Genomic DNA, 16,701 nt, shown 5'->3' on the forward strand with positions numbered 1-16,701 from the left:
TTTTCCCTCCTAATGCTTACTTTTCATTGCTTACTGTAAAAGTATCTAACATAAATACAAGCTGCTTTTCTGTTTCTTTTTCAATTTCCGCATATGTTCTAGCAACCTCTATAGGATCAGAACAATCTGTAAACCATTCTTGTATACACTGTTTCATATCTTCTACGCTATACATATTTATTCCTCCTTAATTAATGTTTGCTTTTACTCGTTAAATATTAATTTAAATGACTAACTGATTCATTCATTTGTTTTCTAATATCATTAATCTTTTCTTTTGAATATTTATTGATAACATTAATTTTATTTTCTTTATGGCAGATTGCACATTTAAATATATACTGGTCACTAAAATTACCGCTGTAATACCATTTATGACGATGAAGAATATATTTAATCCAATTCATATATACTCCTTTCCCAAAACCTAATTTACTTTAGTAATTCATCCACAAATATTCCGTTCTCGGTAGTGATTTTTCCGCTCTTGCCGGAATGGATTCTTTTCTCCAATTTGATAAATATGTATTATATAATTCGCTGTCGTACCCCGATAACATTACTGGTCCAGTATGCTGCAACAAAACTTCTAGCAGTTCAATATGATCCTCGTTTGTCATTTCATGTTTATACTGTTTTCTAGTTCTTGTTGACAAAACATATGGTGGATCAGCATAAATTAAAACATTGTCATGATTAAAAGATTTAATTAATTCAATTGCCGGCTTATGTTCGATTTGAACCATTTTAAGCCTTTGTGCTACATTAGTAATATTTGTAGGTAAATCATTCCAATATCTAACTGCGTATGCCGCTTCTCTTGCATAAACATCTTTCTTCCACCCGCATTTTTCACAAAGTCTAAAACCATGCCCCATGCCCGACCGAATAAGAAAGTTTTTTGCTCTTTCCACGTCTGATAAATTATCATCACTTTCCGGAAAGGAATTATCATACTCTTTTCTTGCATATGGTGTATATACGATTTTATGTATTAAATCTTCTCTGGTACCATCATTTTTTATTACCCTAAATAGATTAATTACATCATCATCCAAATCATTTACTGTCTCTATCCTAGATGGTTCTTTATTTAATAATACGGCCAGACCTCCTGCATATGGCTCTAAATAACTATGATGCTTTGGAATATGTGATATAATCCAAGGTGCTATCCTTTTTTTACTTCCTGGATATCTTAGTAGATTTTTCATGCTTTACTCCTTTACTTTATCTTCTTACACAAAGAACACTGTCGGTTACACCCTGTATCATAAGCAGGTCGTTCAAAGGTTTCACGTGCTGTACGTGATATATCCTTTTCTAAACGATCATGTTCTCTGCTTTTATCGTTCTTTATTTCCTTTGTGGTTCTACCTTTTCCCGTTTATTCACCGCTCCTTACTAAGCCGATTCTTTATATTTTTGTATTCTGGCTTTAAGACTTTTCATTACCCAATTCTGTACATCGTCCTTGCGTTCAAGTGCTTCCATGACATCCTCGTCTCTGGTACCGCTACAAACTAAATGATGGATAATAACCTTGCCCAATTGTCCTTGACGGTGTAGTCTTTTATTTGCCTGTGTATATAATTCATAATTCCATGTAAGGCCAAACCAGATTACATGATTGCCTCCTTGTTGCAAATTAAGTCCATACGCACTGCTTGCAGGATGTGTTAGCAGGATATCAATTTCATGATTATTCCAATCATCTTCGTCCTGTGTAGTCTTAAGTTCCCTTACCCTTAATCCTGTAGGTTTAAGTACCTTTAGGATTCTCTCACGGTCGTGTTGATAATTATAAAATACCAAAGCCGGTTTACCTTGTAAGGATTCAATTAGTTCCATGAATGCTTCAATCTTACAATTATGTACTTCATGTGCGACATGGTCCTCATCATAAAGGGCACCATTGGCAAGCTGTAAAAGCTTATTGCTTAAAGCCGCCGCGCTCGTAACACTTATCTCATCTTCCGTATCCGGTAATGCTAATACCATTTGTCGTTCAAGTTCGTAATATGCCTTACTTGATTTTGAATCCAACTCCACCGGTATTTGGTGATATGTGATATCCGGAAGTTGTAAATAATCCTCTGATTTCATGCTGATGCAGATATCTGATATCTTTTCCAGAATACTATTTTCACTTCCGGGTTTCGCTTTGTAGTTATAGATTACATTGTTTCCCCTATCGCCTGGATCAAAGTATCTTTCTCTAAATTGTGTATATTTTTTTCCCAATCGCTCTCCACCGTCTAACAGGAATACCTGCGACCATAAATCATTTAGTCCATTAGGTGACGGTGTTCCGGTAAGTTCTATCATTCTATCAATATGACCGCCCATGCTTGCTAAGGCTTTAAATCTCTTTGCTTTATGACTCTTAAAACTACTTGATTCATCTACAACCACCATGTCAAATGGCCAAGCATTTCGATAATAATCAACCAACCACGCAACATTTTCACGGTTAATGATATAAATATCTGCCGGCGTATTTAAAGCTCTAATTCTCTTTTGTAAACTTCCTAGTACTGTTGAAACACGAAGCATTTTTGTGTGTTCCCATTTATCCTTTTCTTTCGTCCATGTACCCTCTGCTACTTTCTTTGGGGCTATTACTAAAACCTTACGAACTTGGAATCGGTTATATTTTAAATCCTTTATGGCTGTCAATGTTGTCACTGTTTTCCCGAGGCCTTAACCCATATCAAGGAACAGTCCTATTTTTTTGGTATCATAAATTTTATCAATACAATGTTGTTGGTAGGCATGTGGCTTGAATATCATGTGGCATCACCTCTTTTCTGCTTTCTGTTGCGCCGGCGCAACTCTATAAATCATATTTGCAATCAATTGCTTTGCTTACTTCTTCGTATCCGTAATCTTGGAAGAACTGACTTAGTCCGTTGATTCCTTTTACCACTTCCACAGGCTGCCCTAATTCTCTAAGTCTCTTTATCTGTACAGATTGCAATGCACTTAATTTTCCTTTGTCTGTCTTTAATTCCACAAATATGGGTTGCCTATCAGGAAAAATAACAATTCTGTCTGGCACTCCATCGTTGCCTGGGCTTATCCATTTATAGGCTCTGCCACCTAACTTCTTTACTACACTTACTAACATTTTTTCTATATCGCTTTCTTTCAATTGCTCTCACCTCAAAAAACTTCCTTGCTTAGATCCCTCCATAACTTTTCAGGATTATCCTCTTTGGTCCATCTCCAATGGTATCCATCTTCAAATGATTTTGATTCTATTTCTAGCCTTTTTCTTGCATCCTTAAATTCTGATTTTTGTATGCCCTGAAACTTTACTTCCTCCAGTACATCTTTCACAGGATGTCAATCAGGATTATTGTTTTCGGTAAAGTATTTTGCAAGAAGTATTTCTGCGCATAAAATGTTTTTCTCGTTATTCATATTCCGTCCCTTCTAAAAATTGCTGTCAACTCCGTCATATAACATGTAATGTGATATGTATAACAGGTAATTCAGGTAATACACATATATACCTAATATATCTATTTTTATATTAATATAGATAATTGGTTGACATAGTTGACATTTAATTGTTTTATCAGTATCTATGCTGTTTAAGGTGTCAAATAAGTATGTCAACTTTTATGACTTATTAGTTGACATGGTTGACACCCACCGTCAACCAAAATTTTAAGGTGTCAACCAACTTAAGTTGACACTCTTTCAAATCCTTTTTGCCTGCCATATGGCCCATATCTGCGCATTGATTTATTGCGTTTCCATTCTTTCATACTCAACATAATATTGTTTATTTCCGTACTGTCCTGACGCTTCATATATTTGGTATCACCATTAAAACATTCCGCCCATATTTCCATTGCACACACCTTATCTCGGACAACTAGAACCTCATTCTCTGATAAATGAAGCTGTCCGTTCCAAAACATTCTCCTTTTTTGTAAATCCATCTGATCCCAATTTGAAGGAATTTTCTTATCAAGGAAATCTGATATAATTCCCTCTTTCCCGGAAGTCTCCCTGTGACTTTCCTGTTCTTCAAATGCCATTTCTTCAATCTCTTTTGAAAGAAATAGTTCTTCTCCCAATATCCAATATGTGTATGCCTCCGCCCATATCTGATCTACCTCTTTCGGTAAATCGTTCCAGACTGATTTCTTAGCAGGATGCGCGCCCACATCCACTGGCCAAAAGCGTCTGTTGCCTGTGGAGTCCTTTAAAAACTCACTGTCATTACTTGTTCCAAAAAATACACAACGCCTTGGATATCGCTCTGTACGCCTACCATATGCTGCCCTGTAGATATCTTCTCGTTTACTTAAAAATTGTTTAACTGCTGACGTTTCCTGTTTTGTCATGGCTGTTAGTTCGCCAACTTCATTGATCCAAGTACCTTGTATCATTTCAGCCGCGTCTTTGCCCTCAAAACTTGCAAGACTATCAGAAAACCACTCTTTCCCTAGTACACTTAAAAACGTACTTTTTCCGATTCCCTGAGGACCTGTAAAAATAGGCATATAATCATATTTAACACCACCTACAACACCTCTTGCGACCGCTGCGCAAAGGGATTTTCTCATAACTGCCCTTGTGTAAGTTGTATCTTCTGAACCCAGATAATCGGACAATAGCGTATCAAGGCGCTTTACTCCGTCCCACTTAAGGCCTTTTAAATACCGTTTTACATCATTAATCATGTTCTGTCCGCCTACTATTGTTAGCGCAGCGTCTAGTTTATCTCTTGAAGTAATCCCGTAATAAGTTTCCATGTACCAGAAAAATCCTGCATCATCCGGATCAACCCATTGACGTTTTTCATCCACGGTATTCCATGGAACCGAACCAAGTACAAGACCTCTGTTTGCAAATTCATCCGTAACAATTTTTCCTCTCAGTAGAAGATCATTTTCCAATATGATAATCACGTTGTTGACTGTCTTTTGATAATTTCCATTACCATCCACTGATAATTTACTAATCCAACTTAAATCATCTTGTGGATGTTGTTCAAATTGCTCAGGGGTACAAAACGCTTCTCTTGCTGCTTCAAACTTCTCCTTTGCTATTAAATCCGTTACTGCTTTATCTCTTAGCGCCAATTGATTCATAGCCACGAAAGATGGCAGCTTATTAACTGGGGTTCCCTCCTTGGCTTCAACATCTTTATCTCCGTACATATGAAGTCTGATAAAGTCAAAAGCATTCACTAGCTGACCAGAACACGGGTCTGTTGCGTGGTGGGAGAAAAGAAACATATCTCCGTCATAAACGATGGCCCCACCTGTTGTATGACCACCTACATAGGTGTATCTTCCAGAAATTGCTGTATCTTCGTACATTCCTGGTATAAATTTATCCATTGCCTCAGTAATCGTATATGTACGGCAAAATGCACCAATAATTCCCTTCTTAACAGTTGGGTCTTCTTGCTTTGCCAAACGTCTGCGTTCTAAAGCTTCAGTTCCAGGAACCTGTGGCCATGATGAAACGTCTTGCCAATCCCCATACATTCCAAGGAGTCCATCAAGGCTACAAAATGCATTGTCATATGCCTCACAGACATAAACACTGTCTGCGCTACAGCTCGGCCAATACATCAAGCGAGAAGCCTCAAAAGTGGTAGGATCACAAAATTCAATCCCGATAAGTGCAGCTAATTTTCGTGTTGCTGGTTCATATTCATCTGCTGTGGATGTTCTATCAAGGGGCACAATAACTCTTAATCTCGGGGCAAATTCAGCATGTTTACGGGTACTATAGATTACTGCAGCACAACCTAACCCATGGACTCTTTTTAAAATATCTGACGTCTGACCCGTTGGTATATTATCCATATCTAGGGTGATCAAGTCTCTTCCTTCTACTAATGAAGCTTTTCTTCTATTGCCCAGAAAGGTTCCCCCAACAAAGCCTCCTATGTCTTTCAGATCGTCTTGTTGGGATTTAGGCAAAGCTAAATACTGTTCTAATGTTTCAGTGCTCCGGACAGGATTTTTTAACCGGTCAATGAATTCTGACCACATGATAATACTTTTTGGCCAGTGCATAGCTTTTCTACTTCCGGCCATACTTATTTGCAGTTTTTTATTATTCTGCATACTTGCTTCCTCCTAGTCCTTCATATAATAACTACTTTCAAATCCTGCTCCTTTTAGTAGAAGCCCGGGCGCCCACGATATAGGCTCTGACATGATATTACATAAATAATCTACCTGCACACCCAAAGGAGCATCAACAATCACTTCATCATGGACATGAAATACTGTCTGTAATCCTTTGTCGTGAATGCGTTTAATTGTTATCGCAAGGCAATCTCTTGCGATAGCCTGCACGATGTTCTCTGTCATTTTTCCTCCGTAGGTTGAAGTCACTTCCCATTTTTTTGTCTGCTGTCCAACGGTATAATAATGGATAGCCATCTTATCAAATTGATTTTCCTTTAAAAATGGTTTTGGATAATATAACTTTCTTCCACTTGGAAGTTGTACCGTTAAGAAAGATTGTCCGTATACCACGTCACCTTCTAAAGCAAAAATGAGTCCATAGATTCCTTGTGGCTGCGCTGTCTGCATTACGGTCAAGGCTGCTTGTTCCACCGCGTACCACAAGTCCCTTATTCTAGGATTTGCCTGTCTCCATCTTTGAACAATGTCTGGTAATTCGTCTTCTGATAACCCCATATCTAGTGCCCCCATAGCAATAAGGGCGTTTGTCCCGCCTTGGTATCCAAGTGCTAGTGTTGCCACTTTACCTTTTTGTCTTAGATCATATTCTGGATTTCCTTTTGTAATCTTCTCGATCGGGACATGAAACATTTGAGAAGCTGTAGCTTCATATATTCTCCCGTGTGTAGCAAATACTTCATTAACCCACTGTTCTCCCGCGAGCCATGCAATCACACGGGCTTCAATGGCGGAAAAATCTGCTACCACAAACTTATTGCCATCTGATGGTATAAAAGTTGTCCTGATCAATTGTGAAAGAGTATCTGGTACATTTCCATAAAGTAATTTAAGTCCGCTATAATTTTTGTTCCTAATAAGCTCTCTAGCGTAATCTAAGGTCTTTATGTAATTTCTAGGAAGATTCTGCAACTGTACTAATCTTCCCGCCCATCGTCCTGTCCGATTTGCTCCGTAGTATTGGGTAAGTCCTCGCACTCTTTCACCTTCTCCGCAAGCTTCATCCATAGCTACATATTTTTTTATGGATGTTTTACCAAGCTGCTGACGGATTTCAAGAGCGCGTCTAACATTCTCCGGATAATCTTTATCTAAAAGCTCTATAACCGTTGCTTTTTGCAAGTTATCAATCTTATTTCCTGTTTCCTTTTCTAGCCATTCAGTAAGTTGCGCTGGACTGTTTGGGTTTGATAACCCTGTAATTTTGATGGCTTCCTCTGTCAATTTTTCGGTGCTAACGGTATCAATACACAAAGCTCCCTCAATAACTTTTCTGTCAACCTTAACTCCGTAAGCGTTCATCAGGATATCAAGCTGCCACATATACCATTCATCATCCGGGACAGGAAAAAGACTCAATCGTTTTAATATTTCTCTTTCTGTAACAACATCTTGTTTACAATATTCTTTAAATAATTCCCACTTCTCCTTATCGTGCCATGGTTGATTCCATGTACGACCGCCATTCGTCCTAGTTGGTTTACAAGGAGTACAAAAATATTTAATCAATGCCTTACCAACTGTAAGCTTTTGTTTATCCTGTGAAAGACCAATTGCTTTTCCGGTTGCTTCCAGTCCTGCGGTATACCCGCAATAAAGTCCATGCGCCATAGTACAACGCCATTGTTCAATTGGGGTACTATAGCTGGCCTTATTCAAGCAATACCACTCAAATGCCGCATTGTAAGCATGTTTGACTACTCTGTTGTCCGACAAGGCTTGATTGATATAATCTGGAATGATTTCTCCATTTGCCAAATCAATAAGTTCTACACCATTGTTATTCCACTCATAGGCGAACAATAAAACTTGAAAATCTGGTGATTGAGCATATTTATAAGCTCCTGCCTTTTTTATGTCTACACTGCTCCTTGTTTCTATATCTATACTCAAATGATGTTCTATCATGTAGTCCTCCCTTTCCTCCCTTATAGATTGAGGGGCATATGCCCCTCTTTTAATTAATATGGAAGTCCGGTAATTGGATTAATCCCTGTTGGTTGCTGCGCATATTGTTGAGGCTGTCCGTAAGCCTGTTGTTGATTATATTGTGGCTGTGATTGAGTATGAGGCTGTTGTTGGTTGAATTGTGGCTGCGCATATTGTTGAGGCTGTCCGTAAGCCTGTTGTTGATTATATTGTGGCTGTGATTGAGTATGAGGCTGTTGTTGGTTGAATTGTGGCTGTACAGCTTGCTGTGGTGAAGCTCCAAACGCTTGTGACGCTGATAATGCACTGCCGCCTAATGATTCTCCATCTCTTCTCTTTTGTACTGGTCCTAATCCACAGCCAACACCTTTCTTTCCACCAAACGCATAAGGGAAAAATGTTACATTCACACGAGCATAAATACCGCTATAAACCTCTGACTGGTTGATAATAGGGTTTCCATTTGCATCCACTACTTCGGGTGGATAATCTGATTTTGCACTTGCAGTGAACACCCACTGACCTTTGCATTCGGGACCAAACGCCATACCGTCCGATGGTCTTACTCCGTCACCATCATAAACAGGAGTTGGAATCATAGGAGGGCACACGCCATTCCATTTTTCAGTAATTCCTTTTTGTTTCGCTGTCTCAATGGCTGCATTAATACGATTCATTGTGTCAACATCTGATTTTGGCACTAAAATGGTAGTGCTGTACTTTTCTTCTTGTCCTGGCATTGGTGAATAAGGTTTAAATAAGTGTACGTAAGATAATCTCACTTCTCCGGTTGTTACATTTGTTAAATCATTCATATTAATTTTCCTCCTTGAAAGCGTCTTTTGCGCTTATAATGTTTGTAATTGCTTCTCTTTTATCTGATTCCTTCACTAAAGTAGGTTTTCCCGGTGCTTTTACCACCATTTCTCCTACAAAGGATTCAAAATCTTTCTTACCTACTACTTTCTCTACTTGCGCCAATGTAAGAGGTTTCTTTTCCCATAAAACAGTTTCTGATATTCCATTTGCTGATAATTTATCAAACGCCGAATCCATATCAGTCCAGTTTCTTGAGCCTCTACCTTCAACCGCTTTCCATCCTGCCACTTCATTTCCTGCTAGGCATTCAGCTAAGGCACAATCTTGTAGATCACTTAACCACTTGGCTACATCCTCTCCTTGTTTCAGAAATTGTCCCATTTCCTCATTTGATATAAGAGGTGGTATCTTTCCAACATCAAATGCAAGCTTCACATTTTCTTCTGATCTTGCACGGCACTTTCCTTTTGCCCTACAGTACTCGCAAGTTTTCACATCTGGTTTAAAATCGCCCTCCCCTTTTATTGCAAGCTCGGCTCTTTCTTTAACATAATTTCCAAAAGCAAGTAACTCACTTAGCGAACAACTCCATTCTGATATGCCATCAGGAAGCCTTGGCTGAACAATGGATAACTTTATTTCTTCAATAAAATAAAGTATCTTGTATGCTTCATAAGCTCCCAAGGCATATAAAGCGAGTTGTGGATTTCCTATTGCATCAACACGTCCACCTGGACTCTTTCCGTATTTAAAATCAATAACGTGTAGTGTTTTGCCGCTTATCATGACACAATCTGCTGTTCCAAACCCTTCTGGAACATAGGTACTGAAATCAACCTGTTTTTCTATTACTACGTATGGAGCGCTTTTCAGCGCAAGAGCAGTTGTCTTAATATAATCAAGATATTCATCTGTGTAACTCATCATTTCGTCTTGCCAAAGCTCTTCCTTTTTTAGTTTATTAATCGCGGCTGTAAGCTTACGTTTTCCAAAGTCTACAGTATAAAAATAATTTCTAACTTTTAACTCTGCTAACTTATGCGCAAGAGTACCCTCTTTCGCCGCTTCTGACGTGGTATCTGGAAACTGTTGTTCCAGTAGAGCACTCGGTGTACAATTCATCCACCGATGTGATCCTGAGGCACTTAAAATAGCGTGTGCCCTTTCTTCTGAATGAGCCATTATATTTGTGCCCCCAATCCACGAAGTGCTGTTGCGAATGCCCCGTACTGCTCTTGTGGCAATGCTGGTAAAGACTCAACTCCAAACTGTGCAAGTAGATTAAGTAAATCCGGTTGTCTTCCTGTATCTAATAAAGTCATTGCGGCTGCTGATAGATTATCAAGTGTATAACTTGTTGTGGCTGTCTGAATAGTCGTCTGTTGGTTCGTAGCTGATGTCGGTTGTGTCTGAGTATATGTATTAATTGGTTGTTGTGTTGGTATCTGTGCTTGTATAGCCGGTTGACTTGATTGTTGAACCGTCATATTTTGGTTAGCTGATACATCCTGTTCCATAGCTTTCTGCATTACCGGGATAGGCGCTAAGTTTGATACTGTTTGTACCTTACTCGTTTTTAGTGCCTCCGCCATATTGTTAATAGCACTTGCAATTACTTCTAAACCTTGAATATTAATCGTTATTTCCATCTTCCTTTTCCTCCTTAATATTTGAATATTTTTCTTTGCAATCACATTTTTCGTCAGGGTCTAAATTTGCACCACAATTCAGGCAAGTCACATAGTAATGTTTCATTTCTTACTCTCCCACACTGAATGCACCTTAGTCGCGCATTCTCTACAAATATGGATACCATCTATAGTAAGCAACTCATTTTCCTCTGAACTACCACAGATAGCACATTGTAGTTTGCATTTTTCAATACTGATAATTCCCTCCCTTAGATAAATATCTAGCGGTTCACCTGTTTCAATATTTAGTGATCTTCTCATTTCTTTTGGTAGTACAATTCTACCTAACTGATCAACTTGTCTAACTACTCCTTTAATCATTAATTAATCCTCACTTTCGGTTGACAAATCTATCTGTGTCTTAGCAAGTTCCGCAGCTAATTTGTAAACAATCGCATGTTTTGTTTCACCATTTGCCAGTCCCCGAGTTTTACTCACTTTCTGAATAAATTTATCTATTTTTCCCAAGAAACATCCACAACTTACCGAGATTTCCTTGTCCTTGTCTCTGTAAAATGTAGTAAAATCATTTCGAGAACCAATCGGTCCAATTACAACCAAGTGTGTAATTTCGGAAACCCTTGCATTGCCGGAAACCCTTGCATTGCCGGAAACCCATGCATTGCCGTAAACCTCTGCATTGCCGTAAACCTCTGCATCGCCGTAAACCCTTGCATCGCCGGAAACCCATGCATCGCCGGAAACCCTTGCATTGCCGGAAACCCTTGCATTGCCGGAAACCCATGCATTGCCGGAAACCCATGCATTGCCGTAAACCTCTGCATCGCCGTAAACCCTTGCATTGCCGGAAACCCTTGCATTGCCGGAAACCCATGCATTGCCGTAAACCTCTGCATTGCCGGAAACCCATGCATCGTTCTCATCTGACAAGTTTTCTTCTTTTTCAATCCAGCCGCCTAATTTTCCAACTTCTACGATTCCAAAACTGATAGATGCTTTGATTCTTCTTAACGTTTTTCCAAAGATATTTGTCTTGGTTTCCCCTGTGAACTCATATTTTTTCATTGCTTTTTCTCCATTTCTGTGCTACTATGCACATATAATTTGTTATTAGTTACTGGACTTATCAAAGTTGCTGCTTTGTGAGTCCTTTTTTCTTCTGTTAAACGTTTTGTACTAATATCATTCTTGTTAAAGCTTCCTACTAATCCAACTATAAAGAAATAAACAATTGTTAGCCTTTTAAGTTGTGTAATGCTGTCAACCATTTCATGAATCTGTTGCCTGTAGAATTCTTCGTTCATACTTCACATCCTTTCAATTTTCTCTCCGACTCTTGATTACCGCCGCCCGAAGCAATGCACAATTATTTTGTAACAATTTCAAGTGGTTATCATCGATCTGATCAATGTACATTTTCATCACGGCTTTAAATATTTTTGCATCTTCCAATCTTCCACCTTTCTGTTGCACCGGTGCAACTTCGTATATTTGATTAAGCATGTCCCAGCACCAAATAAAATTAATGCTACAGGAATGCGTAAATCCACACTGTCCATGCAACATCCACCTATTATGATTAAGGTTAGTCCTAATCCGTACATGGCTTGTCCTCCTGTCCCGATGGATAAGTATTAATAAAATTTTCTAAGTCAATCCCTCTAACTTTTTTACTTCCAAGTTGTAAATATGGAAGTTGCCCATTATTCATAAATTCATACACTGCGTTCGTGCTTACATGAAGCATCTTTGATACCTCTTTTGCTGTATAAATAGGTTTATAAGGTTCTACCAATCTAATTACCTCCCTATAAAGAAATTTTATATTTGACAGCCATTTCCTTAATGATTGCAATATATCCCTCGATTAGCTTCTTATCCTCTGCAATTACATCAAGTTGATTAAGCTTGTCCAATCTGGACTTACAAACACCATTCAGAGACATTGTCTTTTTCTTATTAGTAAGACGAATACCAAGAGCTACTCCGAAACGCTGTTCTAGTAATTTGTAACTTTCTTCACGGATAACTCTGATATGTTCATATCCACCACAGGTTAAAGCCATTTTATTAATAAGCGCGGATGAGTCTTTTCTCCAGTCGTTCGGATTCAACGCTACAATTTCACGAATATCCTCGACATTATGTCGAACCTCTTGTACATCTTGCTTGATTTGCTTATTTTCGAGTTCCTGTTTTGCCACTTGGTCAAATATGCTTTTGAATAATTGAAGTTCTGGAGATAATTCTTGAACAGGTAAAATTTTATTCACGATAATTTGTTCCATATCTCTAAATCTTTTTACATACTTAGCAGTGAATAATATTCCTTTTTCTCCTGTGAATTTGTTTGCTAGGAAGTCACAACCTATTTTTGTTACTAAATAACATTTTCTTGGCTTATCCTGTGCATCTTGATATGTACTTTCCTTGAAGTAATCAGCCACCACAATTTCGTGGGCGCACATTGTTGGTATAATACCCTTTGTTTTCTTATCCTTTGTGCCCTCTAACTTTTCAAGTATTTTGTAATGTTCTGTTTCCATCATTTCTGCGACTTCTAAAGTGGTTATTGTCTGTTCAATTTGTTTCATAGTTTAATTTCCTTTCTTATTTGATTTTTTGTTTGTATTCTCCTATAATTTAAATACAGGCTCTGCCAAGCTAAGTACATAAGAGAGGAGAAAATATTTATTGACTTATTACACAATTGTTGGAAAAACTGTTACTTGTCCTCACTGGAATGAAAAAATAACTCTAAAAGGTAAATACTTATTATCCAGTGACACCGATATAGCTAAATTTTTATATGCTACTTGTCCTATCGTTGAAAACAGTAAACTACCATTATCAAAACAAATTAATAATTTTAAATTATTGCGTTGTCCAAATAAAGATAATCGCTGTGAACTACTAGACCAATTTAAGAAAGTTATCAATATTAATACTGACGGCTATTCTCAGTAAATACTTTTCTTTGTTCTACACGAAATTCAAAATCTTTTGCTTTCAAAATATTCATGTGTAGTCTTTTTGACACTTCTTCCAAGAAATCTATTGAGGGAGTGTCTTTTTCCAATTCATTCCTTATGTTCAAAATATCCAAATATGCCGATTCGATTGTCTCTTCTAGTACAGCTATATTAACAATTCTTTCTGATACGTATTCTATTTGATTCATTTAATCATCCTTTCTTTGTATTGTTCTATATTTAGAACGTTTCAGGGTAAAAAAATTTCATCCAGTGATAGCGATTCTTCCCCCATCGCTTTCATTTTTTTGTTTAAAGCTGATTGAATAAGTAACATTTCTTTTCTTTTTAATTCTGTGTGTCCACTCTCTTTTAATGAGTAATTTTGTTCTGTACAGCCCAAAAGAGTTCCAAAGTCAGATTGCTTAAGTCCTGCTAAAGCACGATAATATTTGAGTTTGTGAAGCTTTTTATCTTGTTTTTGCAACATATCAATATCTCCTTTCCAGTAATTATATCGTTCTATATAAAGAACATATTTAAAATATAGCACATGAATCAAAGCAAGTCAATATGTTTTTATTGCTTATTTTAAACAAATTTGATATAATTGTACTCAAATATTAAACGTTTCAAACGAAAGGAAACCAAAATGAACGAATTTAGTAAAAGATTAAAAAAATTAAGAGAAAAAAGAAATTTGTCACTTTCAGAATTGGCGTTATCATTGGGATTGGCAAAATCATTATTATGGAGATATGAAGCTGGAAAATCAGAACCTGGTTTGTCCACACTTATAACTTTGGCAGAATATTTTGAAGTTACACTTGATTGGATTGCAGGAAATGGAGACATCAATAGCATACAGTATAAAAATTATGAAAATGCGATTAATAAATGTGTAAAAGAAGACATAACACCTGAAAAACTTGAAAAATTGATTGATGTAATAAAGGAGTAATTAAAATGAAAGCTTCTATTTATCAAAGAGACGAAGATAAAAAATGGGTTGGTCAAATCGAATTAGGGAGGGACAATAAGGGCAAAAGAAAACGAAAAGTCATTTATGGAGGTTCAAAAAAAGAAGTAGAAGAAAAAGTTAATATTGTTTTATATGAATTACAAACAGACCAATATATAGGAGATTCGAAAGACACCTTAATTGAATTTCTAAAAGATTACCACAGAATATGCTCTGGCTGTGATATGTGGAAATCTAAATACATTTATCCTGACAGCGCTAAATGGCAAAAAACAACAGCAGAACTTTTCAAAATGTATATAGATGTTCATTTTGAACCATACTTTCAGTCTACAAAACTTAAAGATATAAAAGCAATTACCCTTGATGCATTTTATAATAACAAAATGTCTATTGAAAGAGATTATAAGATTAAACAAGGAAATAAAATGGTGACCAAAAAACAAAAACCTCTTAGTATCAATTCGGTTATTAAGTTAAATAAATTTTTAAAGGCAGCTTTTAATTATGCTATAGTTAATGATCAACTCAAAAAGAACCCCACAAGCGGAGTTAAATTATCCTCTCCTGAAAAATTCAGTCCAAATGTATATGATAAGGATAAATTTTTTAAATTACTTATTGCTGTACGTGGTGAAGATGAAGAAATACCTGTTATTTTAGGAGCTGGGTGTGGGTTGCGTCGCGGTGAGATGTGCGGACTAACCTGGGATAATATTGATTTTGATAAAAAAGTAATTACAATAGAAAAAACGCAAGTAAGATTTAATGATAATTTAGAGAAAATGCCCAAAAACGAAACAAGTAAAAGAACAATAATAGCTCCTGACTATGTAATCGATACATTAAGAGATTATTATGAAAGAAAAAACAATCCTCCTAAATTAGAGAATATAATTACACGCTGGAAACCACAGTCTTTATCTGAAATGTTTTCAAACTTGTTAAAAAAACACAATCTAGACCAAATACGTTTGCATGATCTTAGACACTATAACGCGGTTATTATGCTTCACAATGGAATTTCTGATAAGGTAGCTGCTGAAAGACTAGGGCATTCAAATGTTTCGACGCTCAGAGAGGTATATCAACATGTATTAAAGGAAATGGATGAGGAAGCTGCTAATAAAATAAATGAATCTATATCATTTGTAAATAACAAAGAAAAGGAAAATAAGGAAGAAACAAAAGAAGAATTAAAAAGGTCATTTAAAATAGTATAATAGCCAATGTAATTAAAACATTGGCTACATTTTCGGCTACATTAAATTTTTAATAAAATCAAAAATCTCTGTACCCTTAGTACTGCGGATGACAGGAATCGAACCTGCACGGTCTCCCACTAGATCCTAAGTCTAGCGCGTCTGCCAGTTCCGCCACATCCGCATATGTTATCAATGATAACAAGTGAGACATCGGGGATTCGAACCCCGGACAACTTGATTAAAAGTCAAGTGCTCTACCAACTGAGCTAATATCCCATAACCAATTCATATGATTAAAATTAACATTTACTTTAGCTAACTGGGCTAGCTGGATTTGAACCAGCGAGTGCAGGAATCAAAATCCTGTGCCTTACCGCTTGGCGATAGCCCACTATACGCTTTTCTAAAACGAAAAACCAAGGTGGATACAGGGATTCGAACCCTGGGCCTCCAGAGCCACAATCTGGCGCGCTAACCAACTGCGCTATACCCACCATAAGCAATTTTGGCGAAAAAAAATGTGCTTGAAGGGATTCGAACCCCCGACCCACGGCTTAGAAGGCCGTTGCTCTATCCAACTGAGCTACAAACACATGTCATAAAAATTATATTTGTATGATATATCTTGTCCATAAACAAATTGTATCATAAAGCGGGTGATGGGAATCGAACCCACGTATCTAGCTTGGAAGGCTAGTGTTCTACCATTGAACTACACCCGCAAATCAATATTAAATTGTTAGCGAATCGGGGTGACAGGATTCGAACCTGCGACCTCCTGGTCCCAAACCAGGCGCTCTAGCCAAGCTGAGCCACACCCCGTTATTTCTCTTGCCTCACTGCTTTCCTATGACGCAAGATATATTATATCTTAGGAATGGCTTATTGTCAACATCTTTTTCAAACTTTTTTATTTTCATCATAAACCTAGTATTTATGCGCCTTACAGTAATTTTT

General features: G+C 37.2%; 22 protein-coding genes and 7 tRNA genes. 2 read left to right on the forward strand and 27 right to left on the reverse strand.

Features of this window, described 5'->3' with window-relative positions; all coding sequences use genetic code 11:
- Positions 1–16 precede the first annotated feature (16 nt).
- The 20 genes from C8E03_RS22155 to C8E03_RS20405 form a co-directional block, all read right to left on the reverse strand.
- The gene (locus C8E03_RS22155) at positions 17–175 is read right to left on the reverse strand and encodes a hypothetical protein (protein WP_170123084.1); all 159 of its coding nucleotides are present in this window, start codon (positions 173–175) and stop codon (positions 17–19) included.
- A 43-nt stretch (positions 176–218) separates the two neighbouring features.
- Positions 219–407 (reverse strand): hypothetical protein, encoded by a 189-nt coding sequence (locus C8E03_RS20320; protein WP_110291988.1) that lies wholly within the window; start codon positions 405–407, stop codon positions 219–221.
- Between the two features lie 30 nt (positions 408–437).
- Complete coding sequence (locus tag C8E03_RS20325) at positions 438–1,214, reverse strand: DNA adenine methylase (RefSeq protein ID WP_110291989.1); 777 nt, start codon at positions 1,212–1,214, stop codon at positions 438–440.
- 190 nt (positions 1,215–1,404) lie between these two features.
- Positions 1,405–2,688, reverse strand: a complete 1,284-nt coding sequence (locus C8E03_RS22900) for a DEAD/DEAH box helicase (RefSeq protein ID WP_110291990.1) — start codon at positions 2,686–2,688, stop codon at positions 1,405–1,407.
- Between the two features lie 148 nt (positions 2,689–2,836).
- On the reverse strand, positions 2,837–3,154 hold the full coding sequence (locus C8E03_RS20335; protein WP_110291991.1) for a VRR-NUC domain-containing protein: 318 nt from the start codon (positions 3,152–3,154) through the stop codon (positions 2,837–2,839).
- Positions 3,155–3,165: 11 nt separating this feature from the next.
- Positions 3,166–3,342, reverse strand: coding sequence for a hypothetical protein (locus C8E03_RS22160; RefSeq protein ID WP_170123085.1), 177 nt, complete (start codon positions 3,340–3,342; stop codon positions 3,166–3,168).
- Between the two features lie 350 nt (positions 3,343–3,692).
- Complete coding sequence (locus C8E03_RS20340; protein ID WP_110291992.1) at positions 3,693–6,101, reverse strand: virulence-associated E family protein; 2,409 nt, start codon at positions 6,099–6,101, stop codon at positions 3,693–3,695.
- A gap of 12 nt (positions 6,102–6,113) precedes the next feature.
- Positions 6,114–8,093, reverse strand: coding sequence for a DNA polymerase (locus C8E03_RS20345; protein ID WP_110291993.1), 1,980 nt, complete (start codon positions 8,091–8,093; stop codon positions 6,114–6,116).
- Positions 8,094–8,146: 53 nt separating this feature from the next.
- Entirely contained in the window at positions 8,147–8,929 is a 783-nt protein-coding gene (locus C8E03_RS20350; RefSeq protein ID WP_110291994.1) for a DUF2815 family protein, read from the reverse strand.
- A gap of 1 nt (position 8,930) precedes the next feature.
- Positions 8,931–10,115 carry a DUF2800 domain-containing protein gene (locus C8E03_RS20355; RefSeq protein ID WP_110291995.1) on the reverse strand — a complete coding sequence of 395 codons (1,185 nt, stop codon included), beginning with the start codon at positions 10,113–10,115 and terminating at the stop codon, positions 8,931–8,933.
- The gene (locus C8E03_RS20360) at positions 10,115–10,582 is read right to left on the reverse strand and encodes a hypothetical protein (protein WP_242993669.1); all 468 of its coding nucleotides are present in this window, start codon (positions 10,580–10,582) and stop codon (positions 10,115–10,117) included. The genes C8E03_RS20355 and C8E03_RS20360 overlap by 1 nt, the downstream gene beginning before the upstream one ends.
- Entirely contained in the window at positions 10,566–10,688 is a 123-nt protein-coding gene (locus C8E03_RS22655) for a hypothetical protein (protein WP_278321207.1), read from the reverse strand. Before C8E03_RS22655 ends, C8E03_RS20360 begins: the two co-directional genes overlap by 17 nt.
- Positions 10,685–10,945, reverse strand: a complete 261-nt coding sequence (locus tag C8E03_RS20365; protein ID WP_110292015.1) for an AbrB/MazE/SpoVT family DNA-binding domain-containing protein — start codon at positions 10,943–10,945, stop codon at positions 10,685–10,687. The genes C8E03_RS22655 and C8E03_RS20365 overlap by 4 nt, the downstream gene beginning before the upstream one ends.
- A gap of 3 nt (positions 10,946–10,948) precedes the next feature.
- A complete protein-coding gene (locus tag C8E03_RS20370; RefSeq protein ID WP_110291996.1) occupies positions 10,949–11,650 on the reverse strand; it encodes a bactofilin family protein in 702 nt (233 codons plus the stop codon).
- Complete coding sequence (locus tag C8E03_RS20375) at positions 11,647–11,889, reverse strand: hypothetical protein (RefSeq protein WP_110291997.1); 243 nt, start codon at positions 11,887–11,889, stop codon at positions 11,647–11,649. Before C8E03_RS20375 ends, C8E03_RS20370 begins: the two co-directional genes overlap by 4 nt.
- A gap of 13 nt (positions 11,890–11,902) precedes the next feature.
- The gene (locus C8E03_RS21805) at positions 11,903–12,088 is read right to left on the reverse strand and encodes a hypothetical protein (protein WP_146212346.1); all 186 of its coding nucleotides are present in this window, start codon (positions 12,086–12,088) and stop codon (positions 11,903–11,905) included.
- An 88-nt stretch (positions 12,089–12,176) separates the two neighbouring features.
- Positions 12,177–12,380, reverse strand: coding sequence for a helix-turn-helix domain-containing protein (locus tag C8E03_RS20385; RefSeq protein WP_110291999.1), 204 nt, complete (start codon positions 12,378–12,380; stop codon positions 12,177–12,179).
- 13 nt (positions 12,381–12,393) lie between these two features.
- On the reverse strand, positions 12,394–13,179 hold the full coding sequence (locus C8E03_RS20390) for a Rha family transcriptional regulator (RefSeq protein ID WP_110292000.1): 786 nt from the start codon (positions 13,177–13,179) through the stop codon (positions 12,394–12,396).
- Between the two features lie 347 nt (positions 13,180–13,526).
- The gene (locus C8E03_RS20400) at positions 13,527–13,766 is read right to left on the reverse strand and encodes a hypothetical protein (RefSeq protein ID WP_110292002.1); all 240 of its coding nucleotides are present in this window, start codon (positions 13,764–13,766) and stop codon (positions 13,527–13,529) included.
- Between the two features lie 41 nt (positions 13,767–13,807).
- On the reverse strand, positions 13,808–14,047 hold the full coding sequence (locus C8E03_RS20405) for a helix-turn-helix domain-containing protein (RefSeq protein WP_110292003.1): 240 nt from the start codon (positions 14,045–14,047) through the stop codon (positions 13,808–13,810).
- Positions 14,048–14,209: 162 nt separating this feature from the next.
- Here C8E03_RS20405 and C8E03_RS20410 point away from each other — a divergent pair, with 162 nt between their 5' ends.
- Together C8E03_RS20410 and C8E03_RS20415 are read left to right on the forward strand one after the other, a co-directional pair.
- Positions 14,210–14,518 carry a helix-turn-helix domain-containing protein gene (locus C8E03_RS20410; RefSeq protein WP_110292004.1) on the forward strand — a complete coding sequence of 103 codons (309 nt, stop codon included), beginning with the start codon at positions 14,210–14,212 and terminating at the stop codon, positions 14,516–14,518.
- Positions 14,519–14,523: 5 nt separating this feature from the next.
- Positions 14,524–15,762: a tyrosine-type recombinase/integrase gene (locus C8E03_RS20415; protein WP_110292005.1), complete on the forward strand. Its 1,239-nt coding sequence runs from the start codon at positions 14,524–14,526 to the stop codon at positions 15,760–15,762.
- An 83-nt stretch (positions 15,763–15,845) separates the two neighbouring features.
- Here C8E03_RS20415 and C8E03_RS20420 read toward each other — a convergent pair.
- The 7 genes from C8E03_RS20420 to C8E03_RS20450 form a co-directional block, all read right to left on the reverse strand.
- Positions 15,846–15,925 (reverse strand) — tRNA-Leu (locus tag C8E03_RS20420).
- Between the two features lie 22 nt (positions 15,926–15,947).
- Positions 15,948–16,020, reverse strand: a tRNA-Lys gene (locus tag C8E03_RS20425).
- Between the two features lie 43 nt (positions 16,021–16,063).
- Positions 16,064–16,135 (reverse strand) — tRNA-Gln (locus C8E03_RS20430).
- 29 nt (positions 16,136–16,164) lie between these two features.
- Positions 16,165–16,238, reverse strand: a tRNA-His gene (locus C8E03_RS20435).
- Between the two features lie 25 nt (positions 16,239–16,263).
- Positions 16,264–16,337 (reverse strand) — tRNA-Arg (locus C8E03_RS20440).
- 58 nt (positions 16,338–16,395) lie between these two features.
- Positions 16,396–16,466: transfer RNA gene (locus C8E03_RS20445), tRNA-Gly, on the reverse strand.
- Positions 16,467–16,491: 25 nt separating this feature from the next.
- A tRNA-Pro gene (locus tag C8E03_RS20450) sits at positions 16,492–16,566 on the reverse strand.
- Positions 16,567–16,701: the final 135 nt, after the last annotated feature.

This window comes from Lachnotalea glycerini, from assembly GCF_003201285.1.
Classification (GTDB): domain Bacteria; phylum Bacillota; class Clostridia; order Lachnospirales; family Lachnospiraceae; genus Lachnotalea; species Lachnotalea glycerini.

Coding starts and splice junctions, on each gene's coding strand:
- C8E03_RS22155 (WP_170123084.1), bottom strand. CDS start 175: ATGTATAGCGTAGAAGATATGAAACAGTGTATACAAGAATGGTTTACA.
- C8E03_RS20320 (WP_110291988.1), bottom strand. CDS start 407: ATGAATTGGATTAAATATATTCTTCATCGTCATAAATGGTATTACAGC.
- C8E03_RS20325 (WP_110291989.1), bottom strand. CDS start 1,214: ATGAAAAATCTACTAAGATATCCAGGAAGTAAAAAAAGGATAGCACCT.
- C8E03_RS20340 (WP_110291992.1), bottom strand. CDS start 6,101: ATGCAGAATAATAAAAAACTGCAAATAAGTATGGCCGGAAGTAGAAAA.
- C8E03_RS20345 (WP_110291993.1), bottom strand. CDS start 8,093: ATGATAGAACATCATTTGAGTATAGATATAGAAACAAGGAGCAGTGTA.
- C8E03_RS20350 (WP_110291994.1), bottom strand. CDS start 8,929: ATGAATGATTTAACAAATGTAACAACCGGAGAAGTGAGATTATCTTAC.
- C8E03_RS20355 (WP_110291995.1), bottom strand. CDS start 10,115: ATGGCTCATTCAGAAGAAAGGGCACACGCTATTTTAAGTGCCTCAGGA.
- C8E03_RS20360 (WP_242993669.1), bottom strand. CDS start 10,582: ATGGAAATAACGATTAATATTCAAGGTTTAGAAGTAATTGCAAGTGCT.
- C8E03_RS22655 (WP_278321207.1), bottom strand. CDS start 10,688: ATGAAACATTACTATGTGACTTGCCTGAATTGTGGTGCAAATTTAGAC.
- C8E03_RS20365 (WP_110292015.1), bottom strand. CDS start 10,945: ATGATTAAAGGAGTAGTTAGACAAGTTGATCAGTTAGGTAGAATTGTA.
- C8E03_RS20370 (WP_110291996.1), bottom strand. CDS start 11,650: ATGAAAAAATATGAGTTCACAGGGGAAACCAAGACAAATATCTTTGGA.
- C8E03_RS20375 (WP_110291997.1), bottom strand. CDS start 11,889: ATGAACGAAGAATTCTACAGGCAACAGATTCATGAAATGGTTGACAGC.
- C8E03_RS21805 (WP_146212346.1), bottom strand. CDS start 12,088: ATGCTTAATCAAATATACGAAGTTGCACCGGTGCAACAGAAAGGTGGA.
- C8E03_RS20390 (WP_110292000.1), bottom strand. CDS start 13,179: ATGAAACAAATTGAACAGACAATAACCACTTTAGAAGTCGCAGAAATG.
- C8E03_RS20400 (WP_110292002.1), bottom strand. CDS start 13,766: ATGAATCAAATAGAATACGTATCAGAAAGAATTGTTAATATAGCTGTA.
- C8E03_RS20405 (WP_110292003.1), bottom strand. CDS start 14,047: ATGTTGCAAAAACAAGATAAAAAGCTTCACAAACTCAAATATTATCGT.
- C8E03_RS20410 (WP_110292004.1), top strand. CDS start 14,210: ATGAACGAATTTAGTAAAAGATTAAAAAAATTAAGAGAAAAAAGAAAT.
- C8E03_RS20415 (WP_110292005.1), top strand. CDS start 14,524: ATGAAAGCTTCTATTTATCAAAGAGACGAAGATAAAAAATGGGTTGGT.